This is a genomic window from Brevibacillus sp. NRRL NRS-603 (assembly GCF_003013445.1).
Taxonomy (GTDB): Bacteria; Bacillota; Bacilli; order Brevibacillales; family Brevibacillaceae; genus Brevibacillus; species Brevibacillus formosus.
In genome coordinates, this window is the sequence record NZ_PXZN01000012.1 from 722,539 (window position 1) to 744,625 (window position 22,087).

The window sequence follows — 22,087 nt, forward strand, 5'->3', positions numbered from 1 at the left end:
GAGGAGGCCAATCTCATGGAAAAATGGATGCAAGAAATGACGTTGAATCAAACACGTTTTTTGCTATCCTGCCAATTGCCGAGCGGTACCTTTCGCCTCGGCCCCCAACGTGATCAAATCAATCCGTACTTTACTAACCTCGGAATTATTTCCCTCGTCCGCATGAAGGAGGTAGAGGCTGTTCGCGGTCATCTCGATTGGTATTTGCAAAACCTGAATGCGGACGGCTACATCAATGATTTTCGTCTTGAACAGGGCAAAGAAATCGATACCGGCACAAATGACAGCGAAGATAGCTACCACACCACTTATTTCAGCCTGCTTGCGGAATGGATACGAGCGACAGGGCATATAGAGTGGCTGCATGCCAACCACGCTACTCTTTTGTCCCTTCTCCGAGCAGTTGCCCGCCTTCAACAGAAGGAGGGTTTGACTTGGGCAAAGCATTCGTATCGGGTTAAATATTTGATGGACAATTGCGAGGTGGCCAAGGGGCTGGCAGATGCTTCCTATTTATTTTCGTTGATCGGTGATGTGGAGGCTGCTGAGGAAGCGGCTTCACGTGCGAAAGCCTGTGAGCTCGGCATCAGTGGAATGTACAGTCGAATTCGCAAGTCGTACGCCATGTATGATCGTACGTACCCCGGCTGGCGAAAATGGTACCCGGACGTGACTTCCCAAGCGTTTCCCATTGTCTACAGCATGACAGATGCCAACACGGCCTCGCTGCTCTACCAAAGGATCACAGACACATTCCCGCATTTTGATACGTTTCAGACTGGTGATTTATATCCTTGGATGACGATGGGGGTATGCGCGCAGTTGATGGGTGATAAAACACGGGTGAAGACCATGCTCGTGACCGCCACAGACTTGTACATACACGGTCCCAGGTACCCGTACTGGCTCATTCAAGATGCCGGACGCTATATTGAATTATTACTGAACTTGGATTCATGACGTTCAGATAAGAGTTGCTCCACCCAATGATAGCAACGCTCAAGTTGTTCGTCTGTTACCAGGTCGGAACGATGCTCGAACATGATCTTTACGTGTGGGTTCTCCTTTCGGATGATCGTCAGGTAGTCTTCAATCGGAGCCCACCCTTCTTCCGGTTTACATTCGGGAAGAACGGGAAAATGAATGAAATTAACCTTATCAGCGGTTACCTTCATACTCTTCAAATGAATGCTCCACGCATATTTCGTATACGTTTGGATGACGTGACGCGCATTGAAAAATGGGTCGATTTTTTCTTGCAGGAATAATCGACCGGTATCGAGACAGAGCTTGATCGTTGGATATTTTTGCAGCAAGCACTCTAAAAATTCTGACTCATAGACATATCGATTGAGTGCATCGAATTCAAGGACTGGCGTGAAGTGAAACTCCTTGCCTTTCTCAGCCAACCAGGCAAACATCTGCTCACTCCGATATTGAAACTCTGCTTCTGTGTAGACACGCTCCCATACATAGTCTCGAGAATCATGAAAGCGCCATACATTCCAGTCCACGCGCTCATCCAAAATGACAGGCTTCGGATAATGGAATAAGACATAGGTTGGCTGAATGAATGCCATAAACGCCAGTTCCCTCTCTATCCTTTCGAATGCCTCGGCTCTTGTCTGATCATGAATATCCATGAATAAAGCATCCCGCAGCTCAGATTGGCCCGCACGCAGCGGAAAATGAACACCAACCGCAAATCCTTTTGCTTGAGATTCACGCTGGAGGATTTGGATATCCTCCTCCGAATCAAACAAGCATGCCTCTATTCCGTAAAAGCCCTCCTTAAAATCTCGTGCGTATTTTGCCTGATCAAAACCTCCATATTGACCAATCATGAAATTTTTCATTCGAGGGTTTCCTCCGATTTTCCCACGGGATAGAAAACGCGGGAAGCCTCTCCCCGCGCTTGCTCTACTTTCTTTCAATTTTCGTACCCGAGTCGTGCGTCACCACGAGAAATGGGGTCAATTCCCCTTCCTCCCAGTAAAAAGGCAAGACAGAAATCGGGACTTGCCCTTTGGATGCAAAATCATACGTGAGACGAGCTAACAGATGGGCTCCAGCTTCTCCTGCCATATCCGCCACAATCAGCACATCCTGATGCGGAATCGCGACACCAAGCGCGTCTCCTTGCTTTTTCTGATCCATCTCCGCTAGAAATGAATCCAGCAAAATTCGACTTGCCGCGTAGCCGTCTGTCGGACTAATAAAATGGATGCGCTGACCTCCAACCTCTTGCGACTTTACTGAAAAGGGGAGCTTTCGCAAGTTTTCCATCGCGTATGAATGAAGCTGCTCGGTCGTCCAGCCTGATTCCTGCAACATCCGCTTCTCTATCAATGCGTAGCCTTCACCTTGATCTAGCGCATACAGAACGTACGTATCTGCTGTATGTTCCTTCACAACCCACCTCTCCGGGTACTTGTTGATCATGGAGGCATGACGCAATACCGGGTAAATGTTATGTTCTTGACCGTTTACCTTTAGTTGTCGATCCAACTTCATCACTCCCTTCTTCGTTTATTACCAAGGTGGACTATCGTCGTCCTCCGTTGGCGTGCTCACTGGGGTATACGCTACGTTTTGGCTTCGCTCTTCGATTTCTTTCACGATGTCCGTCAATGCCTTTGGCTTTAAAAACTCAACGGGGGACATGCCACGCTCGAACTGTAGCTGCTCACCTTCTAATAATACCAAATATCGCCCGTTTACTTTGGCGATATGCAGGCTGGTACCGTAATCGGCCAATAATGTGCGGATCTGCATATGATCCAGCTTGAACTTCAGCTCGACCTCTGGTTGGCGATCTGTAATGATTTGCATCGCTTCCATCACAGTCTCATGCTCCCATTTTTCTGCGAGCTCCCGCTTAGGACTTGCGGCAATGAGTTCGATGGCTTCCTCTTCCCGAATCCGCTCTTCCGACTCTTCGGGATACGTATATTCGATGTGCTGTCTCGCCAATGAAATGACTTCTTCAGAAACGATCTGCGTCATCGTCTGTGGATACTCGATAAAGCGCAGAAATTCCTCGAAATACCGCGCGTGGGAGAACTGATGAATTTTCACGTGATAAGGATCATTCATCCCCGATTCGATCATATACGGGTACATCAGCGATTTCATGTTTTTGGCATTGATCGCCATGCGTACATTCGATATGAGGCTCTTCTCATCTGTGATGACCGCTGTTTTTTGTTCAAAATCGCATTTTAAAATAAAGACATAGCGCTCATCAATTAGATCAAGCCTCGTCCGCACCACAATCATGACCCCGCCTCTCACCTGAGAGGTTCGCAAATACGACTGAATCAACTCCTGACAAGGCTCCTTGCTCTCCCCTGGCGTTTCCGCTGCCAACAATCGATTCAAGAGGGCATAGTTGGGGTTCGAGTCCAATGGATGTCCAGGCTCCAGCACAAATTGACCCAGTTTTGTAGGGGTGCCTTCTGTCTTCGGATTCATCTCGACTTTTCTTTTTGCAATCCGGGCGAATTCCCCATCGAGAAAATCTTTCAGCTCGCTTTTCTGATATTCATCATGACCCAAATAGCGCGTCATCCGCACTTGTTTTATGCCATCCTCTTCTTCAGGCTGTTCCATTAGATAAAAGGATAACCAATCAATTGTAAAATTCATACCCTTCGCTCCTGTCTGCATGTAACGAACTGATTATAGCAAACCTATTGAAAAAAAGGTCAGCTTTTTCAAATCATGATAAGATGAAGGGAGGAGGGGAAAATCAGACAATGTGGACTCGTATAAAATCATGGTGGAACGAAACGATACGCGATAAACCATATCGGCCCGGTCACCTGGCAGGCCACTATGAAATAACAAAAGTACTAGGGATGGGAAGCTACGGGATCGCATATCTCGCTACTCACAACCCTACAGGTAATCAGGTTGTGCTGAAGCAAGTGAAACCAAGCCTGCGTCACACACCAAAAGGAGAAGCCATGCAGGCATATGAAAAAAAGGTGCTGATGTCCCTCTCGCATCCGCAAATCCCTCGCTGTCTGGATTCCTTCCCTTATCGGAAAGACTCGTTTATGGTCATGACTTATATAGCAGGCCCGACACTCGAAGACATGTTATTTGATCAAAACATCGTGGCTAATGAGCAAAAATGCGCCGAATGGATCCGCCAAATCGGAGAGCTCGTGGCCTACCTCCATGAGCAAAATGTCATTCACCGCGACGTACGCATCCCAAACGTCATCTGGAAAGAGGACAAGCCTTACCTGATTGATTTTGGCCTCGCTCGGTTCGTTGGTGATCGGCCTACTTACACGGCTGATGCTCTTTCAGCCTACCCGTCTGAAAAACAATTAAAGCGAGAAGTTGCTCCTTCCAGTGATTTGTACGCTTTGGGACATTTCTTTCTATTTTTGCTCTATTCCGGATACGAACCGGAACAAGACGCACCTGAAAGAAGCTGGGAAGAAGAGCTTTCTTTATCTCCTCCCATTCGCATGATGATTCGGCGTTTGTTGCAAATGGACACCCCTTATGAGAGCGTACAGGATTGGCTAGCAGAGTTGGACCGCTATTTGATCCACTACCAAGAAAAAAGAGCAGGGCATCCGTAGACCTCACGGATTCTCCCTGCTCTTCTTCGTCCTTCATTCTGCAATCGGCTCTTGTTTCGCCTGTTCTATCTTTTCCTTCAGTTCCCCTGCTTCCTGGCGCAGCGCTTGTCGTTCGTGTTTCGTCAGAACTTCTCCACCAACTGTGCCATTTACCAGCAAATCCTCTTCATATAACCGATCTTTGCGCATGGAAACCTCCTGCAGACAAGTTGTGTACTTCTTGTCCTACTTTGTTCCAAAGCTGCCCTTCTTATGTGCGCGATTTTGATTCCGTTTGGCAGGGCTCGCATTTTTTGTTGGAGCGCCTGATTTTTGTGCTGGCGCAGGCTTTCGTACAGGACGCGGATCTTCCAGTGCTCCGTGCGACATGAATTTTTCAGCAATCGGCAAGCCTGTTTGCTTGGAAAATTTTTGGATGATGAAACGTTCCTGTGTCGTAATGATCGAAAATACCAGCCCGGCACGCCCCATTCGCCCAGTTCGGCCACTGCGATGAATGTACGTGTCTGCATCCGATGCAGGATCGTAATGCACAATACATTCCACACCCGGAATATCAATGCCACGTGCCGATACGTCTGTCGTAATCAGCACGGGGAATGCTCCATCCCGAAATTGTTGCAAGGTGCGGGCACGCTCTTCTTTCGTAGCATCACGGTGCAGGAGTCTGCACGGCAAATGGTGGTAATTGAGCTTCGATACAATCTCGTCCACTTTTTCGATTTGATTGACAAAAACAATTGAGGAGCGAACATTGACGAGGCGCAGTAAACGACGGAGCGTATCCACCTTTTTGCGTGGATCGGTGACCAAATACATGTGAGCTACTCCCGCAGCGCCTTCTGGTGCTGCTGCGCGAATAACTGCAGCATCTCTGGTAAAAATTTCAGCCGTATGTACGACTTCCTCTGCGATAGTCGCTGAGAATAACAGTCGTTGTGTATCACGCAATGTTTTTTTCATGACCTCTTGGACTGGCTTGCCAAAGCCCGCATCCAGCATACGGTCTGCCTCGTCAACAACAACAGTCTTCACTTCGTGGACCTTCAGCTTGCGCTGATCAATCAGCTCCAGTAGTCTGCCTGGTGTTGCTACGATCAATACAGGCTTCTTTTTCAGTCTCTCGATTTGGCGTTTCACATCGACACCGCCAATAATGGACATCACGGCCGTGTCCTTGCCTGGCAGAAGGCTTTCAGCTTCCCGCGCAATCTGCACAACAAGCTCATGCGTCGGCGCGAGTACAATAGCCTGTACATCTTTTTGCTCCATATTGATTTTCGATAAAATCGGCAGTAGATAAGCAAACGTCTTGCCTGTCCCTGTCGGTGATTCAATCAAGGCATCTCGACCAGCCATTATCAACGGGATGGCTTCACTCTGTACAGGGGTAGGTGTTTCCATTTTTCGCTCTCGCAATATAGTCAACAGCGGTGCGCTAATTTGTAAATCTGCAAACGTGGTGCTCACAAAAACCCTCCTGGCATAAAGTCGTGCATTGGGTAAGCTTACCACACTTTGCAGGTAGAATACAGAGGTAAGCCAGTCCTCGTGAGGTAAGGTCCATTTAGAGATAGATAAAAACAGGCGAAATCCGCATTGGACTTCGCCTGACCTTCCATCTACCCGTTATTGGAATCGAAACGGGTTTCCTGCTTCTCACCCTGGTCTTGACGGTCCCGGCTGGTGGTTTGGTTACGTGTCCCTTTTGGACTTTCCATGTACTCCTCTACTTCCTTTTGAAACGCCTCATCATAGTCACGCACACCTTTCACCCCCTGTCCTTTATTTTGACCAGGGTGATCACATATTATTTTCCTGAAACCTTTTTCCCGGTCATGCGTCTTCTCCTATAGGAGTGATAACCCTTGTACAATTTGTCAAATGGATGTGAATAGTGAATGGAGACGTTGTCGCGCACTCGCACACGCAAGCGAGCCAAGCGTAAAAGACCATGGCGTTGGGTTAAGAAGTGGATGCTCGGTACTGCCTTGACCTGCACAACCTTAGCGCTACTGGGAATTATTTTTTTATTTGGAACGAAAAACGGAGTAGAATTACGTGAGTGGGCGGCAGGTACTTTGCTGACAACCCAGCACGATTACTGGGCTCCTTATACATTTTTACCTGATGAAAAACTAAAAGAACTAAAGCAGCAAATTACACATCCGACCGTTATCAATTCTGAAGATACAGGCTCAGCCACGGCAGGACCTGCGATTCCGGCGAAAACGAATCTGGTAACTGTTACACTCCCGGAGAAACCAAAAGAGCTGATCGAGATCGAGGAAATTGACGTCTCGAAAGGCAGTTATTATTTTAAAGGAAAAATCATGTACATTAGCGACCCGAGCAGAGTACGACTCGTCGTCACGAATCGCAAGGACCGCGGAGATTTGCTCGATGAGTTTGTAAAGAAAACAGGAGCCATCGGAATTGTCAATGCGAGCGGATTCGCTGACCCAGACGGCTACGGCAAAGGAGCGCGAGCCTACGGCGTCGTCATCCACGACGGAAAGATTTTGCAGGGCTACAATCCGAGAAGCGGAGAAACTGCACTAGGGCTTACCTATGACGGTAAACTGATTACGGGCAGCTACTCGGCTGAACAACTCGTTAAAATGGGTGTGCGTGACGCTGTCAGCTTCCGTCCGCAATTGATTGTTAACGGGAAAAATATGTTTGAAGGTAAGCCTGCAAAAAGCTGGGGCATTCAACCGCGTACCGCAATTGGACAAAAAGAAGACGGGACGATCGTATTTGCTGTCATTGACGGACGCCAGCCTGGCCATTCCATCGGCGCAAGCATGAACGACATGGCGGAAATATTGGATGAGCGTGGTGTGGTTACGGCAATGGCTATGGACGGGGGTTCCAGCTCCATGATGCTGCACAATGGTGAAGCTATCACCAAAACGTCTTCTCCGTATCATCGAGGTCGTTATTTGCCAAATGCGTGGGCTGTTTTTTAAAGAACGACTAAGGTGATTTAGAGGAGGTTTTTAAATTCTTGCACAAATTGTTTCACTATAGTGAAGATCCGGCCATTACGATTTTTCAGCCTCGGGCACATCCCTCCCACGCCACACTCGCTCCGGTTGTATGGGCGATTGATGAAGAACGAGCGCCGATGTATTATTTACCGCGTGATTGCCCGAGGATTTGCTTTTACAAAAAAGCAGATTCTGTGCAGCCAGACGTCGAACGCTTTCTTGGCTTGACAAACGCCAAAATGGTTATTGCGATCGAAAGCAAATGGTATCCCGCGCTTACACAAACAACGCTGTATGAATATACCTTCTCTCCAGAATCTTTTTATTGCTGGGACGAAGGTGCAGGCTACTATTTGTCAGAGGAAACCGTTACGCCACTAGACGTAAGGCCGTTAGGAGACCTCGTACACTGCCTTAGCCAAGCAGATGTTGAATTGCGAATCACTCCTTCGCTGTTGCCGCTCCGAGATTCATTGCTACAAAGCAGTTTGCACTTTTCTATGATCCGCATGCGGAATGCGTCGCTCACATAAAAAACAGGCAGTCTCCCTCAATGGGCGGCTGCCTGTTTTTGCTTTTACAATTTAATTGGAGTTTTTGCCTGCTCCAAGCTCCATTTCTCAACATCCCACGTCTGTGTAACCCAATCCTCATAAAATTCAGGTTCGTGGCATACGAGAAGGACGGTCCCTTTGAACTCCTTCAAGGAACGTTTAAGCTCTTCCTTGGCGACGACATCCAAGTGGTTCGTCGGCTCGTCAAATACCAGCCAGTTGCTTTCGCGCTGCAGTAATTTACAGAGACGAACTTTTGCTTGCTCGCCCCCGGACAGAGCATTCAAGTTACGATTGATGTGCTCATTTTTCAAGCCACAACGTGCCAGCGCTCCGCGAACCTCATGGTTATTCATGGAAGGGAATTCATTCCATACATCATCCAGTGCAGTAATTGGCTTCGCCTTTACTTCTTGCTCGAAGTAAGCAGGATGGAGGAAATCGCCTTTCTCCAGCTTTCCACCCAGCGGAGGAATCACACCCAGCAACGTTTTCAACAAAGTAGACTTACCAACACCGTTCATGCCGACAATCGCTACTTTTTCACCGCGCTCCAGCTTCACACTAAGCTTCGGCAGCAATGGATGGGAATATCCGATCTCCAGGTTTTCAGCCTCAATGACAAAACGGCTACTCGCCCGGGATTCTTTAAAAATAAACGATGGTTTCGCAGCTGTTTCCGGCTTGTCGATGCGATCCATTTTATCGAGCTGCTTTTGACGGCTCTTCGCGCGACCAGTAGTAGACGCACGTGCTTTATTGCGGGCAATAAAGTCTTCCATTTTTGCGATTTCTTCCTGCTGCTTCTCAAATGCGTCAAAGTGCTGACTGCGTTTCATCTCAGACTGTGCCAGGAAGGATTCGTAGTTCCCTGTGTAACGATTCAGCTTGGTAAATTCCAAATGATAAATCACATTTACGACTTCGTTCATGAAGGTCGTATCATGGGAAATCAGCATGAAGGCATAAGGATATTCCTTCAAGTAGTTTTTCAGCCACACGATATGCTCTTCATCCAAGTAGTTAGTCGGCTCATCCAGCAAAAGAACAGTTGGTTGTTCCAGCAGCAATTTTGCCAAAAGAACCTTGGTACGCTGACCACCAGAGAGGGAGGCAACGTCACGTTCCAAACCGATTGCACTCAAACCCAGAGCGTTGGCGATTTCATCTACTTTTGCATCGATCAAATAAAAGCCGCTTGTTTCCAGCTTGTCTTGAATTTCGCCCATGCGCTCCAGCAATTCTTCCAGTTCCTCTGGAGATGCCTCGGCCATCTTTTCACCAATCGTCATCAGTTCAGCCTCTTGCTCCAAAAGCGGCAGGAAGGCGTCCTTGAGTACGTCACGAATCGTTTTACCAGCTTGCAGCTTGGTATGCTGATCCAAATATCCGTACTCGATTTTGGGCATCCATTCAACACGACCGTTATCAGGCAAGTTTTGGCCTGTCAAAATCCCCATCATCGTTGATTTTCCGGTACCATTTGCACCTACGAGTCCTACACGGTCATTCGGTTGCAAACGGAAAGACACATCGCGAAACAAAACACGGTCCCCAAAACCATGGGACAAATTCTCTACAATCAAAACACTCATGCTCGATTCTTCCTCCTGATCTGTTTCCTCTATGAGGCTTACAACAAAATTCTTTCAAAAAAAGTAGGGGCGTACCGTGCCACATAAGATTCGCCCGTAAATACCAATTCGTCTAGCCGGACACGCATATCCTGCAGGTTGACACTTTCCCCGGCGATGTTCAAAATCGCGGCTCGTGTCATAGCCCTTAGAATAGTGACTTCTGTAGCCAGCTTGTCATCGAACAGCTTGCCGCTATGCACAATCTCTGAGCGATGATTGTACGATTTTTTTACGAACTGTGCAATCCGTTCACGCTGCAAGGCGGTTTCTCCAAAATAGTACGCCATTCGGACACGCAATTTATAGGTAATCTCGCCTTTTTTGCCATCGGGAACGAACAATGATTCCAATGCAATCCACAAATCCAACAGCTGATCCTCGTAATTTTTCCGCTCCAGCGAAAGCGCATAGCGACGAAAAGCAAGGGATGGCAGCTTCTGTTCGACTAATGAAGTAAAAATGCCCGCCGTTCCATCATCAAATGTGTACTTATCACCATCAAGCGATCGCTTCAAATACGTAATGCCATACATATTTCCACTGACTGTGATAATGTAAGGAATCGAACAAGTCCCTGTCGTGGACGCTAGATTCAGCTTACTTTCGATTTCTTCAATCCACACCCGATCATCCGTTACTTTCATCTCTTCGTGATCCCCAACTAAAAATAAACTGCTGGGATCTACACGCAAATCAAAGGTTCGCTTGTTCTCGTCCATCTCATTGCGCAAGAAGCGTGACGCGATCTCATATGGCCTCTTTGCGCCTGATATGAGCGTGTACGAATTAGGCAAATCGATCCGAACGGGCTGTGCTGTTGTTGAATTGAATACGGGGGCGATTAAGACCGGCATAGTTCTCGCTCCTTCCAGACCAGCAGAGCTCGTTTATTGTTTACATAATAAATATTATGTTCTATAAACAGTATCGTGCCATTCTGTAGTTTTGACAACATATCAATTCCTTCTAAATGTGGACATGCTTCCTTACCATACAAGTTCAAAAGTCGTCTTTTCAGCACCAAGAAAGTGGCGAGAACCTGATGAAGGAGGAGCGGAGTGTAGGGTACCTACATGAGCACCGGACTTCGAAGGTGAACGCCACTTTCGATGTCGAGTAAGCTTCTTACAGAACAACATCGTGATCAAAAGACGACTTTTTGAACAACCTCATTATAGAATACCAGCATTTCCTATGATTCGTCATCATGTGTTTACGCCAAACTAGGTAAAGAAGGAGTTGATTTTATGGAAAAGGATCATATTCTTGATGAAAATCCGCATCAAACTTACAATAATGTAGCTCGACCGCTGGAACAGACTGGCGAACCCCAGTCCGGCTCTAAAAAAGTGAAACAGCAAAATCATTCGCGCGCGATTCGAACACGAGAAGGATAATGAATGGCACCCGGCTCTATTGCAGTCGGGTGTCTTTGCTCTTCCTTTTTTTTACATCAAAAAAGATTGAATTGTCCCACAAGGATGCACTATGATAAATTTAGTATCCTTGATGGAGGTTAAGTGAAGATGATCACCATTCCACTTCCGGGCAACCATAGCCCTCTTTCCAATTTGATCAGCTATAGTGTTTCACCGCTGTACGAGATGGCTGCCAGTTTGTATACACTCGCCCAAGAAACACCTCCCGAGCGATTTGCGTATTGGACCGAAGAAAAGTTAGAGCAGTTTGAGTCTGCCCGTCTTTTAAAAGAATGGGGCTATTTTGTGCCCCTCTTTCGATATGGGATCCCTGACTCATTTGACCCCCTACATACAAAAGGCGTGATGGCTGTCGATGATCAATATGAGTACTTCGTAACACTCCCCACCGATCATTTTATGCGTAGTATAAAACCGATCTTGGAAGAGTGGATACTGCATCACGATGCTCCTGAAGTTGCCTTCGATTTAGAAGAGGATGCCGATTATGTGAAAGGCCGTTTCAGCCTGTTCGTATCATCTTATTGGCAGCTATTTTTTGAGGCGAATTGGGAGGCTATTGCTCCAAAATTTGTGCGTGAAGCAGAACGGATTTATTACTCGTTACAAGGAATCGAATCCCTTACTGCCTATCTGCAATCCATTTCTCCCGTAATTACCTATGACACTGAAACTCATCGGCTTACCTGTCCGAGTAATGGTCCTAGCTATGATGCGCAGCATCTCATTCTATATCCGAGCTATTATTATGCTCAAGAACCCACACTTACGAAAAAAGGCTGTAATGCCCATTTGCTTTATTCCATCTCGGAAGGACCCACTCAACCAAAAACGCCCTCATGAAGGGCGTTTTTCATGTTGCATATGTGCGACAATTAGTTTATCTAATTGTTGACTGATTCTCACGATTTCAGGGTCGAGAAAATTGTAACCTGCATCTTTTGCTGCGCGCTCTAGCTTTAGTCGCAAGTCATCAATCATCTTACTCATCGTTTCCATGCTGCAGGCCCCCACCTAACGTTGTCTCCCACTATTTTACATTATTTAAGAACTGGTGGAAAGGGTAAGATGTGGAAGAAAAAGCCTTGTACCCATTTCCGGCACAAGGCTTTTCCCGCTTCCTATTTCATGACGTGGATCGGACGACCCAGAGCCAATTCAGCAGCTTCCATTGTTACTTCACCCAGTGTTGGATGTGCGTGAATGGTCAGCTCGATGTCTTCGAGTGTTGCGCCCATTTCGATCGCCAATCCGATCTCTGCGATGATGTTGGATGCTTCTGGACCAACGATTTGTGCACCCAATACGAGATTCGTTTCTTTTTCTGCAATCAGCTTCACGTAGCCTTCGCCTGCATTTACAGACAGAGCGCGACCGTTTGCTGCGAATGGGAAACGACCTACAATGTAATCAATGCCTTTTTCTTTTGCTTCTTTCTCATTGATTCCAACGCTTGCGATTTCTGGATCGCAGAATACAACCGCTGGAATCGCTTTGTAGTCTACTTCTGCTGGATGACCAGCAATCGCCTCAGCAGCAACCTTACCTTCGTAGGAAGCTTTGTGAGCCAGCGCAGGACCTGCTACGATATCCCCGATCGCGTACACGTTAGGAATGCTCGTGCGGCCTTGCTTGTCAACAACGATCAACCCACGGTCAGTCATGTTCATGCCGATATCGCGAATACCGAGCTCATCAGTATTCGGACGACGTCCAACAGTAACGAGTACGTATTCCGCCTCGATTTTTTGTTGCTCGCCTTTTACTTCTGCAGTCACGATCACGCCGTTTTCTGTCTCTTCCATTCCTTGTGCCAATGCTTTTGTATGGATGGTAACGTCGAGCTTCTTCAGCTTGCGTTCCACCAAACGCGGCATGTCTGGCTCAAATCCTGGCAAGATTTGATCGGAACCTTCCAAAATCGTTACTTTTGTACCAAACTTCGCAAACACTGTACCGAGCTCGATACCGATGTATCCGCCGCCGATTACCACGAGGCTCTTCGGCAGTTCAGTCAAGGACAGCGCTTCAGTAGAAGACATTACGCGTTTGCCAAACGGGAATGCAGGCAACTCGATCGGACGCGAACCAGTTGCAATGATGCAATGCTGGAAGCGATAACGGTTGACATCATAACCGTGGAATACGCGTACTTCATTTTCACTTACGAACAGAGCTTCACCAGGGATTACCTGGATTTTGTGGCCTTTGAAGAGGGAGCCTACGCCACCAGTCAGTTGCTTCACGATGCCGCTTTTCCACTCTTGTACTTTAGCAAAATCAACTTTCACATTTTCCATGGTAATACCCATGGATTCTGTATGTTGTGTGTGCTCATATGTGTGTGCAGCGTGGATCATTGCTTTGGAAGGGATGCAACCTACGTTCAGGCACACGCCGCCCAGCTCAGCTTTTTCCACGATAGCTACTGTTTTACCAAGTTGAGCGGCACGAATCGCTGCAACATATCCACCTGGACCAGCACCGATTACGAGTACGTCAACCTCTGTAGTAAATTCACCTACTACCATTGTCTCTTATCCCTCCATGACGAGCAGCGTTGGGTTTTCGAGGAGCTGCTTCACGTAGTTGACGAAACGCTGTGCAGGTTCGCCATCAACCAAGCGGTGATCAAAGCTCAAAGACAGATGCAACATTTGACCTACCGCGATTTCACCATTTTTCACAATCGGCTTTTCGCTAATGCGGCCAACACCCAGAATAGCTACTTCTGGATAGTTAATGATAGGCGTGAAGAACATACCGCCCGCAGAACCGATGTTTGTGATGCTGAAAGTAGAACCTTTCAGCTCGTCAGCAGTCGCTTTGCGGTCGCGTGCTTTCTTCGCCAGCTCGCCGATTTCGCCTGCGATCTGGAAGATGGATTTGCTGTCAGCGGATTTCACAACTGGAACGAGCAAGCCGTCCTCTGTCGAGGTAGCGATACCGATGTTGTAGTACTTTTTAAAGATGATTTCTTGTTTTTCATCGTCGATAGAAGCGTTGAGTTCTGGGAATTTCTTCAGACCAGCTACAACTGCTTTCACGATCATAGGCAGGTAAGTCAGCTTCACACCACGCTCTTCAGCAAGTGGCTTCGCATCTTTACGCATTGCGACAAGCGCTGTAACATCCACTTCGTCGAAGATCGTTACGTGTGGTGCTGTGTAAGCAGATTTCACCATTGCTTTTGCGATTGCTTTACGCATACCTTTCAGCGGAACGCGCTCTTCCAGCTCGCCTGCTTGAGGTGTGTGGTGAACGGTTGGAGCCGCTGCTGCTTGTGCTACACCTGTAGCTGCTGCAGAAGTTTCAGTTGCTACTGGAGCTGCAACCGCTTGTGCAGTTGGCGCTGCTGCTCCGCCAGATACGAAGCGATCTACGTCTTCGCGTGTGATGCGACCCAATTTGCCTGTACCAGGTACGTTAGCCAATTGAACGCCTTTTTCGCGAGCGTATTTACGAACGGAAGGTGTAGCCAACACATGCTTACGGTCAATTGGTGCAACTACTGCTGTAGCCGTTGCTTGTGCCATTGGCGTTTCCAAAGTTTGGTTCGCATTTGCACTCACCTGGGAACCGATGTCGCAGCCTGGCTCCATTTTGTCCTCAGCTTGAGGCGCTGGTGCCGCCTCAGCAGCGTGGGAATCGCCATGACCATGGTCTGGCAAATTCGGAATTTCGCCTTCTACGTCAAACTCGATCAGTGGATCGCCGACTACAGAAACCGTACCCTCGGTTACTTTCAGGTCGATAACTTTCCCTTTAACAGGCGACGGTACTTCTACAACCGCCTTGTCATTTTGTACTTCCATGATGACTTGGTCTTCTTCTACGGAATCTCCGGGCTGTACGTGCCATTTGACGATTTCGCCTTCATGGATACCCTCGCCGAGCTCCGGGAGTCTAAATGTAAAACGACTCACAGTATCTCCTCCTTATAACACTTCGCCATAGTAGTAAGCCTATATTTCCCAAAAGAAGGCGGAAAGCTTTCAACTTTTCCGCCATTATGTCCGTTTCTCAATTAAAAATCGAGGACTTGAGTCAGACCATCTACTACGCGTTTTACGTCAGGCAGCCACACATCTTCTGCTTGTGCAAACGGGTAAACGGTATCTGGTGCTGTAATACGCAGCACTGGCGCTTCGAGGTGCAGGATTGCACGTTCGTTGATTTGCGTGATGATTTCCGCCGCAACACCAGACGTTTTTTGTGCTTCTTGAACCACAATCGCACGATTTGTTTTCTTCACAGAATCCACGATCGTATCGATATCGAGTGGGCTGATGGTGCGCAGGTCGATTACTTCTACTTTTGCTCCACGCGCTTTCTCAATTTCTTCTGCTGCTTTCAGGCTGGTATGCACCATCGCACCATAGGTGATGATGGTAACATCGCTTCCTTCTTTTACTACGTTTGCTTTGCCGAGTGGAATGGTGTACTCGCCTTCAGGAACTTCTTGACGGAAGGAACGGTACAGCTTCATGTGCTCGAGGAATACAACTGGATCGTTGTCGCGAATCGCGGAGATCAACAGTCCTTTTGCATCATAAGGGTTGGAAGGGATAACCACTTTCAGTCCCGGAGTTTGCATCATCAAGCCTTCCAAAGAGTCAGCATGCAGCTCAGGCGTTTTCACACCGCCACCAAATGGGGAGCGGAATGTAACTGGGCTCGTGAAGCGACCGCCGGAACGGTAACGCATACGAGTAGCTTGAGATGCAATTGCATCGAACGTTTCAAATACGAAACCAAAGAACTGAATTTCTGCTACTGGACGGAAGCCGTTTACGGAAAGACCAACAGCCAAACCGCCGATTCCGGACTCAGCGAGCGGCGTATCGAAAACGCGTTGCTCGCCGAACTCAGCTTGCAGACCTTCTGTTGCACGGAACACCCCGCCGTTGTTACCTACGTCTTCACCGAAGACAAGAACGGTTTCATCGCGCTTCAACTCTACGCGCATTGCATCCGTAATGGCTTGAACCATTGTCATTTGTGCCATGGCTTATTTCGACTCCTTCGCCAGGAATTCTGCCTTTTGCTCTTCGAGTGCAGGCGGCAGTGTCTCAAACATTACATCGATCAGTTCGCTAACTTTCATCTTAGGTGTTTCGTCCGCTTTTTTGATTGCGTCCGCAACAGCAGCTTTCGCTTCTTCGATGACAGCTTCTTCGTCTTTTTCACTCCAGAGACCTTTTGCTTCGAGGAACTTGCGGAAGCGGATCAGTGGATCGCGCAGTTCCCACTCGCTTTGCTCTTCACCTGTACGGTAACGAGTTGGGTCGTCACCAGCCATAGTGTGAGGACCATAACGGTACGTCATTGCTTCGATCAGAGTCGCACCTTCGCCATTCACGCCGCGCTCTTTTGCTTGTTGAACTGCGTAGTAAACGGCGAGAATGTCCATACCGTCAACGCGTTCGCTAGCAATACCAGCCGCAACTGCTTTGACTGCGATATTTTCAGAAGCCGTTTGTTTTTCGAACGGCAGAGAGATCGCATAACCGTTGTTTTGGGAGAAGAAGATAACAGGCAGCTTGTATACACCTGCAAAGTTCATACCCTCGTAGAAGTCACCTTGGGAGGTCGCACCATCACCAAAGTAGTTGATCGCCACTTTCTTTTCACCGCGCAGCTTGTAACCCATTGCAATACCTGTTGCTTGTGTACATTGAGCCGCGATGATGATTTGTGGCATCAATACATTTACACCTTCAGGAATTCTGCCGCCCTCGATATGTCCGCGGGAGTACAGGAATGCTTTGTGCATTGGGTAACCGTGCCATACCATTTGTGGAATATCACGGTAGCTAGGCAGGATAAAGTCTTCTTTGGAAAGAGCAGCCTCGGAACCGATCATGCTTGCTTCTTGACCAGCGACTGGTGCATAGAAACCAAGACGACCTTGGCGGTTCAAGCTGATTGCGCGTTGGTCCCATACACGGGTAAATACCATTTTACGCATCAGTTCACGCAATTCATCATCGGAGAGCTTAGGCATCAAGTCAGGACGAACAACCGTACCATCCGGGGCAAGAATTTGCAGCGGGGCGTTGTTCTCTGTTTGTTCAACAGCAGTGGATACGCTCATCACATTCACCTCGTCACTAGAATAAGGGACTTCCTTTTCCCGCGTTGCTCTTTGTCGCCTAATCTGAGCATCTGCTCGATAAGCGAAAAAGCAATTCGCGGCGGAAGTGACCCTGATACAAACCAGAAGAAAGTTGCATGGTGCAAGAAAGGGCTTACAGCGCCGTTTGCAACACCCTGTTATATTGCAGTCAAAATACCTGTTTAATGTGTTACAGTATTGATATTACAGGGTTTATTTCCTCTCTGTTATCATTTACTATATAAGCTGTATCAGTTTTTTTCAAGGCTTAGTTTTTCATTTGAGCATACAGGGAGTGTAATCGATGTCTGACTATGTAAAGCGAACCATTATAAAAGAAGAAGTGCCCAGCATCCACGTGGACACTCCCCGCTCGGTCAAAGTATACCTGCCGCCGGGGTACAATGAGCTTCTTTCTTACCCTGTTGTGTATTGCCAGGATGGAAACGACTTTTTTACGATGGGTCGAATCGCTACCATCTCCAATCAATTGATTCTGGAAGAAGGTATCGAACCCTACATCGTCGTAGGTGTTTCCGTCGATCGCAACAAGCGCACCAGCGAGTATTCTCCTTCGGGGTCGAGAAATGCAGCCTATCAGCGTTTTTTCACCGAAGAGCTGATTCCTTACATTGAGGAGCGCTATCCTGTGCGCCGTGATCCTGCTTCACGTGTACTGGCTGGAGACTCTTTAGGTGGAACCGTTTCTTTGCATCTCGCATTGGAACACCCCGACCTCTTTCCACAAGTACTCTCGCTGTCCGGGGCGTTTTTCCAGACGACGCTCGACCCGCTTTTGAATCAATCTAGTCTATCTTGGCTACGAATCTGGATGGTCGTTGGCCTCGATGAGACGGCTGTGGAAACAAGTGCGGGTACCTTCGATTTCGTGCAATGGAATCGCGAGGCAAAACAAATTCTCGAGGACAAGCAAGCAACCTTGTCCTATCGAGAAAAACCGGGGAATCACGTCTGGGGTTTGTGGCAAAAAGAGCTGCCTGACGCCTTGCGCTACTTCTTCCCGCCTCCCCGTCTGTAACCATTACGAGCCATTGATTTCTTTGATGTCCTCGTACCCGTAGTACCGGCCATCCACCAAGAAAATGCCTTGGTGGTTGGCTTTTTCAATTTCGCCCGCTACCTGATTGGAATCGTTTAGGACGATGTTGACAATCTTGCTCTCGTCCCGTTTCATTTGATTGAGAATGCGTTCTCGCTCTTTGGCCGAGATCATATCCATCCCTCTTTTCCCCTATGTTGGATAGCTATAGTATTTCATTGGCGGGTCTGAATTACACGCAAGTGAGTCAACCGAATGGAACCAAAAAAAGCCTTGCCGCTCTCCAAGTTTCCGGACACGGCAAGACTCTTTTTTATTGTTCAATGGTTGTATATTTAAAGTCTCTACCACCAAACGGGTTGATCAAAAATCCTTTGACTTTGTCATTTTTTATATACGGTCTTGCACCATAATACACAGGGGCAATCGGCATTTCCTCCATTAAGATGGTCTCTGCCTCACGCATGATCGCATTACGCTTCGCCGGGTCTTTTTCCAAGTAACTCTGGACGATTAGCTCCCGGTATCTGTCGTTTTCCCAAGCAGCGTCGTTCGTGCCCACTGTTTTGTCCTTGAAAATTTCCAGGAAATTGATGGGGTCGTTAAAATCAGCACCCCAATTTCGGTAGGCAAACTGATAGTTTTTGGAGCGCTTGTTCTGTAAAAAAACTTTTTCCTCCAAGCCACTGATTTTCACATCTACACCAAGGCTTCTTTTCCATTGATCCTGAAGAGCTTCAGCCAGCTTTTTTTGACGATCGTCACCTGAACCATATGTGAAGGTCACTTCAGGCATCGTCGAAAGCCCAAGCTCCTTTAACCCTTCAGCCAATAACTGTTTTGCTTTGTTTACATCCTCTTGGAAATAGTTATTTCCGCTGAGTTGCATCGAGGGAGGAACCCATGCAAAAGCCGCAGGTACCCCTGTCTGTACGATTCCGTCTACAAGAGGCTGCCGCTGTATTGAATACGAGAAGGCTTGTCGAATCTTTTTATTCGTAAAAGGGGCCACGGTTGTATTAAAGGTGACTGCAACTGTATTCGGATACGGCGCCATTACGATTTTTCCTTCGTCCTGCAAAGCGGGGATCACATCGACAGGCAACACGTAGCTTGGATGCCCTCCCCAATCCAATTCACCAGAATCAAACAATGCTTGAGCAGTGTTGGTATCGGTAATCATGCTCCAGACGATCTTGTCGAGCTTCACGGCATCTTTGTCATGATACTTCTCGTTTTTCACAAGAACCATTTTGTTTTTATGCTCCCACAGTTCCATTTTGAACGGGCCGTTGCCCACGTAGTTGTCTGGAGACGCCGCCCAATCCGGGTGTGCTTCCAAGGTCTTTTTATGTAAAGGAAACAATGTCGGGAAAGCCGTTAGCTCGTAAAAAAACGGAGCTGGCGAATTGAGCTTGACCTCTAGTGTAAAATCGTCTAGTGCCTTGACCCCTACGTCTTCATGCGATCCTTTTCCTGTGTTAAATTCCTCTGCCCCTTTAATGAAATAAAGCATATAGGCATATTCGGATGCTGTCTTCGGGTCGAGATTTCTTTTCCAGGCGAACTCAAAATCATGGGCGGTTACCGAATCTCCGTTGCTCCATAGTGCATTCGTTTTCAATTTGAACGTGTACGTCGTCAAGTCCTCGGATACCGTATAACTATCGGCGATTGCGTTGGCTATTTTCCCATCCGGTCCATAGCGAGTCAGTCCTTCAAAACAGGCAGTAATGACATCAAAGGAAGTGCCATCGGAAGCTAGTCCGGGGTCTGCTGTCGGAGGCTCTCCACCGTCAGCGTTCCAATTCAATACCATCTCTTTTCCCGTTGGCTTCGTTGGTTGAGATGCCTGATCATTCGCCCCCGTTTCACTTGTACTACATCCCGTTAAAGCTTGAAGCAGCAAGAAACAGCTCAAAATGAAGCTCATCCTCTTTTTCATCTAGTCCATCCCCCTTGATTCCATACAAAAGTAAGCGCTTTCACTTCATCACACTACCATGATAACGTAAGTGTAGACGAAACAAATCCGACGGTATGGCGAAAAACTGATCGCGTAAAGACCCATATTTTGTACAAATTGTCTAATTATTTTGAATTCGTTATTTCAGCAAAGAAAAAGCCAGTCCCTTTTTTGACTGGCTAAAAATCTTGAAACGAAACGATTACAACGTATTCAATAATTCCTCTACTGCTTCCACAACGGTCTTGATACATGGATCGCTAATGTGTCGATGCGTCGTAAAGCGAATGACATACTCATCAAAATCAACAGCGAGCACTCCTTTTTCCTCCAGCCGTTCCAAGAAGGCAACAGCTGTTTGTCCAATCGAGTCTGTATTCACAAGCACGATATTCGTGTCGACTTGCTCGACCTGAAGTGATAGCTGGCGCAAGCCTTTTGCCAATTGCTGAGCCCGTTCATGGTCTTCTGCCAATCGTTCGGTCATCTGTGTCAAAGCGATGATGCCCGGTGCTGCCAAATACCCTGCCTGACGCAGCCCGCCGCCTAATTTTTTTCTCCACCATCTCGCTTCTTCGATAAATGAACGATCTCCAGCCAAAATGGAGCCAACTGGAGCACTCAGCCCTTTGGACAAGCAGATCTGAACGGTATCGGCAAAAGCGCTTAGCTCACTGACTGCAACACCCTGGGCAACAGCCGCATTGAAGAGACGAGCACCATCTAAATGAACGGGAATCCTGTGTTTCTGTGCGATATCATAGACACTTTTCATTTGTGCGACAGAGATTACCGCCCCGCCCGCGCGATTATGTGTATTTTCGAGACAAATCAATTTTGTGCGAGGAAAATGGATATTGTTGCCCCGAATCGCCCTCTCTACATCTTCTGCACGCAAAGCACCACGTTCGCCAACCAACGTCCGTGTTTGCACGCCGGCCAATGCCGACATAGCTCCGCCTTCATAGTAAAAAATGTGCGAATCCGCTTCTGCAATGACCTCGTCTCCGTTGACACAGTGCGTCAAAACAGCCACCTGATTGCCTTGTGTGCCACTTGTTACGAACAGGGCAGCTTCCTTTCCGAGTATTTCAGCCGCGATCGCTTCCAAACGATTGACAGTTGGGTCCTCTCGGTAAACATCATCACCAACCTCCGCACCGGCCATTGCTCGAAGCATCTCCTCGGTTGGTTTCGTAACGGTATCGCTGCGCAAATCGATTTTCATAGATGACTCCCCTTCCACCCTGTTGTTATTCTCTAGACATATCGTAACACTTTCAACATTGCATCCTGATTTCCCTCTTGCTAAGATGGAGGGGTAACTTACATACAGTTAGGGGATTTGACCTGTGAAACTAAAAATCACGCGTAACGCTGCTAAGCAATTGGCTCCAATCATCGAGCAAGAAGAAGACAAAGAATTGAAACTGCGCGTTTATATTACTCACGCTCACGGCGATCATGCACACTACGGGCTCGCTCTGGACAAGCCAACAGAAGAAGATCTTGTGATCTCGACTGACAAAGAGATTGATGTGATCGTGAAAAAAGATGAGCCATTGCTGGATGGCGTCGTCATTGACTATCTCTTCTTGCCGCAAGAAGGTTTTGTAATTACCAACCCTTCAAAAGGTAACACAGGCGACCACTAAGCAAGATACAGATAAACCCTCTGCTTTTTACAGGCAGAGGGTTTTCTTTGATGAGTAGATTCTC

24 protein-coding genes are annotated in these 22,087 nt (G+C 47.6%); 8 read left to right on the top strand and 16 right to left on the bottom strand.

All coding sequences use genetic code 11. The features are described 5' to 3' along the window. Positions 1 to 15: 15 nt before the first annotated feature. Entirely contained in the window at positions 16 to 960 is a 945-nt protein-coding gene (locus tag C7R94_RS10395) for a hypothetical protein (protein ID WP_106780716.1), read from the top strand. On the opposite strand, the gene C7R94_RS10400 is transcribed toward C7R94_RS10395, so the two are convergent. The 3 genes from C7R94_RS10400 to C7R94_RS10410 all read right to left on the bottom strand — a co-directional run bounded on the left by C7R94_RS10400 (position 927) and on the right by C7R94_RS10410 (position 3,648). Further along, positions 927 to 1,856, bottom strand: coding sequence for a hypothetical protein (locus C7R94_RS10400; RefSeq protein ID WP_106780719.1), 930 nt, complete (start codon positions 1,854 to 1,856; stop codon positions 927 to 929). The two genes, C7R94_RS10395 and C7R94_RS10400, sit on opposite strands and share 34 nt — an antisense overlap. A gap of 64 nt (positions 1,857 to 1,920) precedes the next feature. Beyond that, positions 1,921 to 2,514, bottom strand: coding sequence for a DUF1444 family protein (locus tag C7R94_RS10405; protein WP_106780721.1), 594 nt, complete (start codon positions 2,512 to 2,514; stop codon positions 1,921 to 1,923). Positions 2,515 to 2,532: 18 nt separating this feature from the next. Next, positions 2,533 to 3,648, bottom strand: coding sequence for a DUF3900 domain-containing protein (locus C7R94_RS10410; protein WP_047067622.1), 1,116 nt, complete (start codon positions 3,646 to 3,648; stop codon positions 2,533 to 2,535). A gap of 110 nt (positions 3,649 to 3,758) precedes the next feature. Between C7R94_RS10410 and C7R94_RS10415 the strand changes: the two genes are divergently transcribed. Continuing rightward, entirely contained in the window at positions 3,759 to 4,601 is an 843-nt protein-coding gene (locus C7R94_RS10415) for a serine/threonine protein kinase (protein WP_106780723.1), read from the top strand. A gap of 33 nt (positions 4,602 to 4,634) precedes the next feature. Here C7R94_RS10415 and C7R94_RS30245 read toward each other — a convergent pair whose 3' ends face one another. The 3 genes from C7R94_RS30245 to C7R94_RS30250 all read right to left on the bottom strand — a co-directional run bounded on the left by C7R94_RS30245 (position 4,635) and on the right by C7R94_RS30250 (position 6,367). Continuing rightward, entirely contained in the window at positions 4,635 to 4,790 is a 156-nt protein-coding gene (locus C7R94_RS30245; protein WP_199197930.1) for a hypothetical protein, read from the bottom strand. A gap of 36 nt (positions 4,791 to 4,826) precedes the next feature. Next, positions 4,827 to 6,071 (bottom strand): DEAD/DEAH box helicase, encoded by a 1,245-nt coding sequence (locus tag C7R94_RS10420; RefSeq protein WP_047067626.1) that lies wholly within the window; start codon positions 6,069 to 6,071, stop codon positions 4,827 to 4,829. 152 nt (positions 6,072 to 6,223) lie between these two features. Beyond that, the gene (locus C7R94_RS30250; RefSeq protein WP_162837736.1) at positions 6,224 to 6,367 is read right to left on the bottom strand and encodes a hypothetical protein; all 144 of its coding nucleotides are present in this window, start codon (positions 6,365 to 6,367) and stop codon (positions 6,224 to 6,226) included. Positions 6,368 to 6,502: 135 nt separating this feature from the next. Here C7R94_RS30250 and C7R94_RS10425 point away from each other — a divergent pair, with 135 nt between their 5' ends. Together C7R94_RS10425 and C7R94_RS10430 are read left to right on the top strand one after the other, a co-directional pair. Beyond that, on the top strand, positions 6,503 to 7,573 hold the full coding sequence (locus C7R94_RS10425) for a phosphodiester glycosidase family protein (protein WP_106780726.1): 1,071 nt from the start codon (positions 6,503 to 6,505) through the stop codon (positions 7,571 to 7,573). Positions 7,574 to 7,611: 38 nt separating this feature from the next. Then, positions 7,612 to 8,127, top strand: coding sequence for a DUF6886 family protein (locus tag C7R94_RS10430; protein WP_106780728.1), 516 nt, complete (start codon positions 7,612 to 7,614; stop codon positions 8,125 to 8,127). A gap of 44 nt (positions 8,128 to 8,171) precedes the next feature. Here the strand turns inward: C7R94_RS10430 and C7R94_RS10435 are convergent, their stop codons facing one another. Together C7R94_RS10435 and C7R94_RS10440 are read right to left on the bottom strand one after the other, a co-directional pair. Continuing rightward, on the bottom strand, positions 8,172 to 9,743 hold the full coding sequence (locus C7R94_RS10435) for an ABC-F family ATP-binding cassette domain-containing protein (protein ID WP_106780730.1): 1,572 nt from the start codon (positions 9,741 to 9,743) through the stop codon (positions 8,172 to 8,174). A 38-nt stretch (positions 9,744 to 9,781) separates the two neighbouring features. Further along, entirely contained in the window at positions 9,782 to 10,639 is an 858-nt protein-coding gene (locus tag C7R94_RS10440; protein ID WP_106780732.1) for a HEPN domain-containing protein, read from the bottom strand. 393 nt (positions 10,640 to 11,032) lie between these two features. Here C7R94_RS10440 and C7R94_RS10445 point away from each other — a divergent pair, with 393 nt between their 5' ends. Both C7R94_RS10445 and C7R94_RS10450 read left to right on the top strand, forming a co-directional pair. After that, on the top strand, positions 11,033 to 11,182 hold the full coding sequence (locus C7R94_RS10445; RefSeq protein ID WP_047067635.1) for a small acid-soluble spore protein P: 150 nt from the start codon (positions 11,033 to 11,035) through the stop codon (positions 11,180 to 11,182). 129 nt (positions 11,183 to 11,311) lie between these two features. After that, on the top strand, positions 11,312 to 12,067 hold the full coding sequence (locus C7R94_RS10450; protein WP_106780735.1) for a hypothetical protein: 756 nt from the start codon (positions 11,312 to 11,314) through the stop codon (positions 12,065 to 12,067). Here C7R94_RS10450 and C7R94_RS10455 read toward each other — a convergent pair. The 5 genes from C7R94_RS10455 to pdhA all read right to left on the bottom strand — a co-directional run bounded on the left by C7R94_RS10455 (position 12,062) and on the right by pdhA (position 17,321). Further along, positions 12,062 to 12,223 (bottom strand): aspartyl-phosphate phosphatase Spo0E family protein, encoded by a 162-nt coding sequence (locus tag C7R94_RS10455; RefSeq protein ID WP_048033329.1) that lies wholly within the window; start codon positions 12,221 to 12,223, stop codon positions 12,062 to 12,064. The genes C7R94_RS10450 and C7R94_RS10455 overlap by 6 nt on opposite strands. A 122-nt stretch (positions 12,224 to 12,345) precedes the next feature. After that, entirely contained in the window at positions 12,346 to 13,755 is a 1,410-nt protein-coding gene (lpdA, locus tag C7R94_RS10460; RefSeq protein ID WP_106780737.1) for a dihydrolipoyl dehydrogenase, read from the bottom strand. A 6-nt stretch (positions 13,756 to 13,761) separates the two neighbouring features. After that, positions 13,762 to 15,150: a dihydrolipoamide acetyltransferase family protein gene (locus C7R94_RS10465; RefSeq protein WP_106780740.1), complete on the bottom strand. Its 1,389-nt coding sequence runs from the start codon at positions 15,148 to 15,150 to the stop codon at positions 13,762 to 13,764. 101 nt (positions 15,151 to 15,251) lie between these two features. Then, positions 15,252 to 16,232, bottom strand: coding sequence for an alpha-ketoacid dehydrogenase subunit beta (locus tag C7R94_RS10470; protein ID WP_047067643.1), 981 nt, complete (start codon positions 16,230 to 16,232; stop codon positions 15,252 to 15,254). Positions 16,233 to 16,235: 3 nt separating this feature from the next. Then, positions 16,236 to 17,321: a pyruvate dehydrogenase (acetyl-transferring) E1 component subunit alpha gene (pdhA, locus tag C7R94_RS10475; protein ID WP_106780743.1), complete on the bottom strand. Its 1,086-nt coding sequence runs from the start codon at positions 17,319 to 17,321 to the stop codon at positions 16,236 to 16,238. Between the two features lie 325 nt (positions 17,322 to 17,646). Here pdhA and C7R94_RS10480 point away from each other — a divergent pair, with 325 nt between their 5' ends. Beyond that, entirely contained in the window at positions 17,647 to 18,381 is a 735-nt protein-coding gene (locus tag C7R94_RS10480; RefSeq protein WP_106780745.1) for an alpha/beta hydrolase, read from the top strand. Between the two features lie 3 nt (positions 18,382 to 18,384). On the opposite strand, the gene C7R94_RS10485 is transcribed toward C7R94_RS10480, so the two are convergent. From C7R94_RS10485 to ltaE, 3 genes are all read right to left on the bottom strand, one after another. Then, positions 18,385 to 18,582 carry a hypothetical protein gene (locus C7R94_RS10485; RefSeq protein WP_047067647.1) on the bottom strand — a complete coding sequence of 66 codons (198 nt, stop codon included), beginning with the start codon at positions 18,580 to 18,582 and terminating at the stop codon, positions 18,385 to 18,387. Positions 18,583 to 18,715: 133 nt separating this feature from the next. Beyond that, positions 18,716 to 20,347 carry a peptide ABC transporter substrate-binding protein gene (locus C7R94_RS10490; protein WP_106780747.1) on the bottom strand — a complete coding sequence of 544 codons (1,632 nt, stop codon included), beginning with the start codon at positions 20,345 to 20,347 and terminating at the stop codon, positions 18,716 to 18,718. Between the two features lie 223 nt (positions 20,348 to 20,570). Next, the gene (gene ltaE, locus C7R94_RS10495; RefSeq protein WP_106780749.1) at positions 20,571 to 21,596 is read right to left on the bottom strand and encodes a low-specificity L-threonine aldolase; all 1,026 of its coding nucleotides are present in this window, start codon (positions 21,594 to 21,596) and stop codon (positions 20,571 to 20,573) included. 124 nt (positions 21,597 to 21,720) lie between these two features. Here ltaE and C7R94_RS10500 point away from each other — a divergent pair, with 124 nt between their 5' ends. After that, the gene (locus C7R94_RS10500) at positions 21,721 to 22,023 is read left to right on the top strand and encodes a HesB/IscA family protein (protein ID WP_047067652.1); all 303 of its coding nucleotides are present in this window, start codon (positions 21,721 to 21,723) and stop codon (positions 22,021 to 22,023) included. Positions 22,024 to 22,087: the final 64 nt, after the last annotated feature.

Coding starts and splice junctions, on each gene's coding strand:
- C7R94_RS10395 (WP_106780716.1), top strand. CDS start 16: ATGGAAAAATGGATGCAAGAAATGACGTTGAATCAAACACGTTTTTTG.
- C7R94_RS10450 (WP_106780735.1), top strand. CDS start 11,312: ATGATCACCATTCCACTTCCGGGCAACCATAGCCCTCTTTCCAATTTG.
- C7R94_RS10480 (WP_106780745.1), top strand. CDS start 17,647: ATGTCTGACTATGTAAAGCGAACCATTATAAAAGAAGAAGTGCCCAGC.
- C7R94_RS10410 (WP_047067622.1), bottom strand. CDS start 3,648: ATGAATTTTACAATTGATTGGTTATCCTTTTATCTAATGGAACAGCCT.
- C7R94_RS10435 (WP_106780730.1), bottom strand. CDS start 9,743: ATGAGTGTTTTGATTGTAGAGAATTTGTCCCATGGTTTTGGGGACCGT.
- C7R94_RS30245 (WP_199197930.1), bottom strand. CDS start 4,790: ATGCGCAAAGATCGGTTATATGAAGAGGATTTGCTGGTAAATGGCACA.
- C7R94_RS10440 (WP_106780732.1), bottom strand. CDS start 10,639: ATGCCGGTCTTAATCGCCCCCGTATTCAATTCAACAACAGCACAGCCC.
- C7R94_RS10470 (WP_047067643.1), bottom strand. CDS start 16,232: ATGGCACAAATGACAATGGTTCAAGCCATTACGGATGCAATGCGCGTA.
- C7R94_RS10405 (WP_106780721.1), bottom strand. CDS start 2,514: ATGAAGTTGGATCGACAACTAAAGGTAAACGGTCAAGAACATAACATT.
- C7R94_RS10400 (WP_106780719.1), bottom strand. CDS start 1,856: ATGAAAAATTTCATGATTGGTCAATATGGAGGTTTTGATCAGGCAAAA.
- lpdA (WP_106780737.1), bottom strand. CDS start 13,755: ATGGTAGTAGGTGAATTTACTACAGAGGTTGACGTACTCGTAATCGGT.
- C7R94_RS10490 (WP_106780747.1), bottom strand. CDS start 20,347: ATGAAAAAGAGGATGAGCTTCATTTTGAGCTGTTTCTTGCTGCTTCAA.
- ltaE (WP_106780749.1), bottom strand. CDS start 21,596: ATGAAAATCGATTTGCGCAGCGATACCGTTACGAAACCAACCGAGGAG.
- C7R94_RS10425 (WP_106780726.1), top strand. CDS start 6,503: ATGGAGACGTTGTCGCGCACTCGCACACGCAAGCGAGCCAAGCGTAAA.
- pdhA (WP_106780743.1), bottom strand. CDS start 17,321: ATGAGCGTATCCACTGCTGTTGAACAAACAGAGAACAACGCCCCGCTG.
- C7R94_RS10455 (WP_048033329.1), bottom strand. CDS start 12,223: ATGGAAACGATGAGTAAGATGATTGATGACTTGCGACTAAAGCTAGAG.
- C7R94_RS10485 (WP_047067647.1), bottom strand. CDS start 18,582: ATGGATATGATCTCGGCCAAAGAGCGAGAACGCATTCTCAATCAAATG.
- C7R94_RS10415 (WP_106780723.1), top strand. CDS start 3,759: ATGTGGACTCGTATAAAATCATGGTGGAACGAAACGATACGCGATAAA.
- C7R94_RS10445 (WP_047067635.1), top strand. CDS start 11,033: ATGGAAAAGGATCATATTCTTGATGAAAATCCGCATCAAACTTACAAT.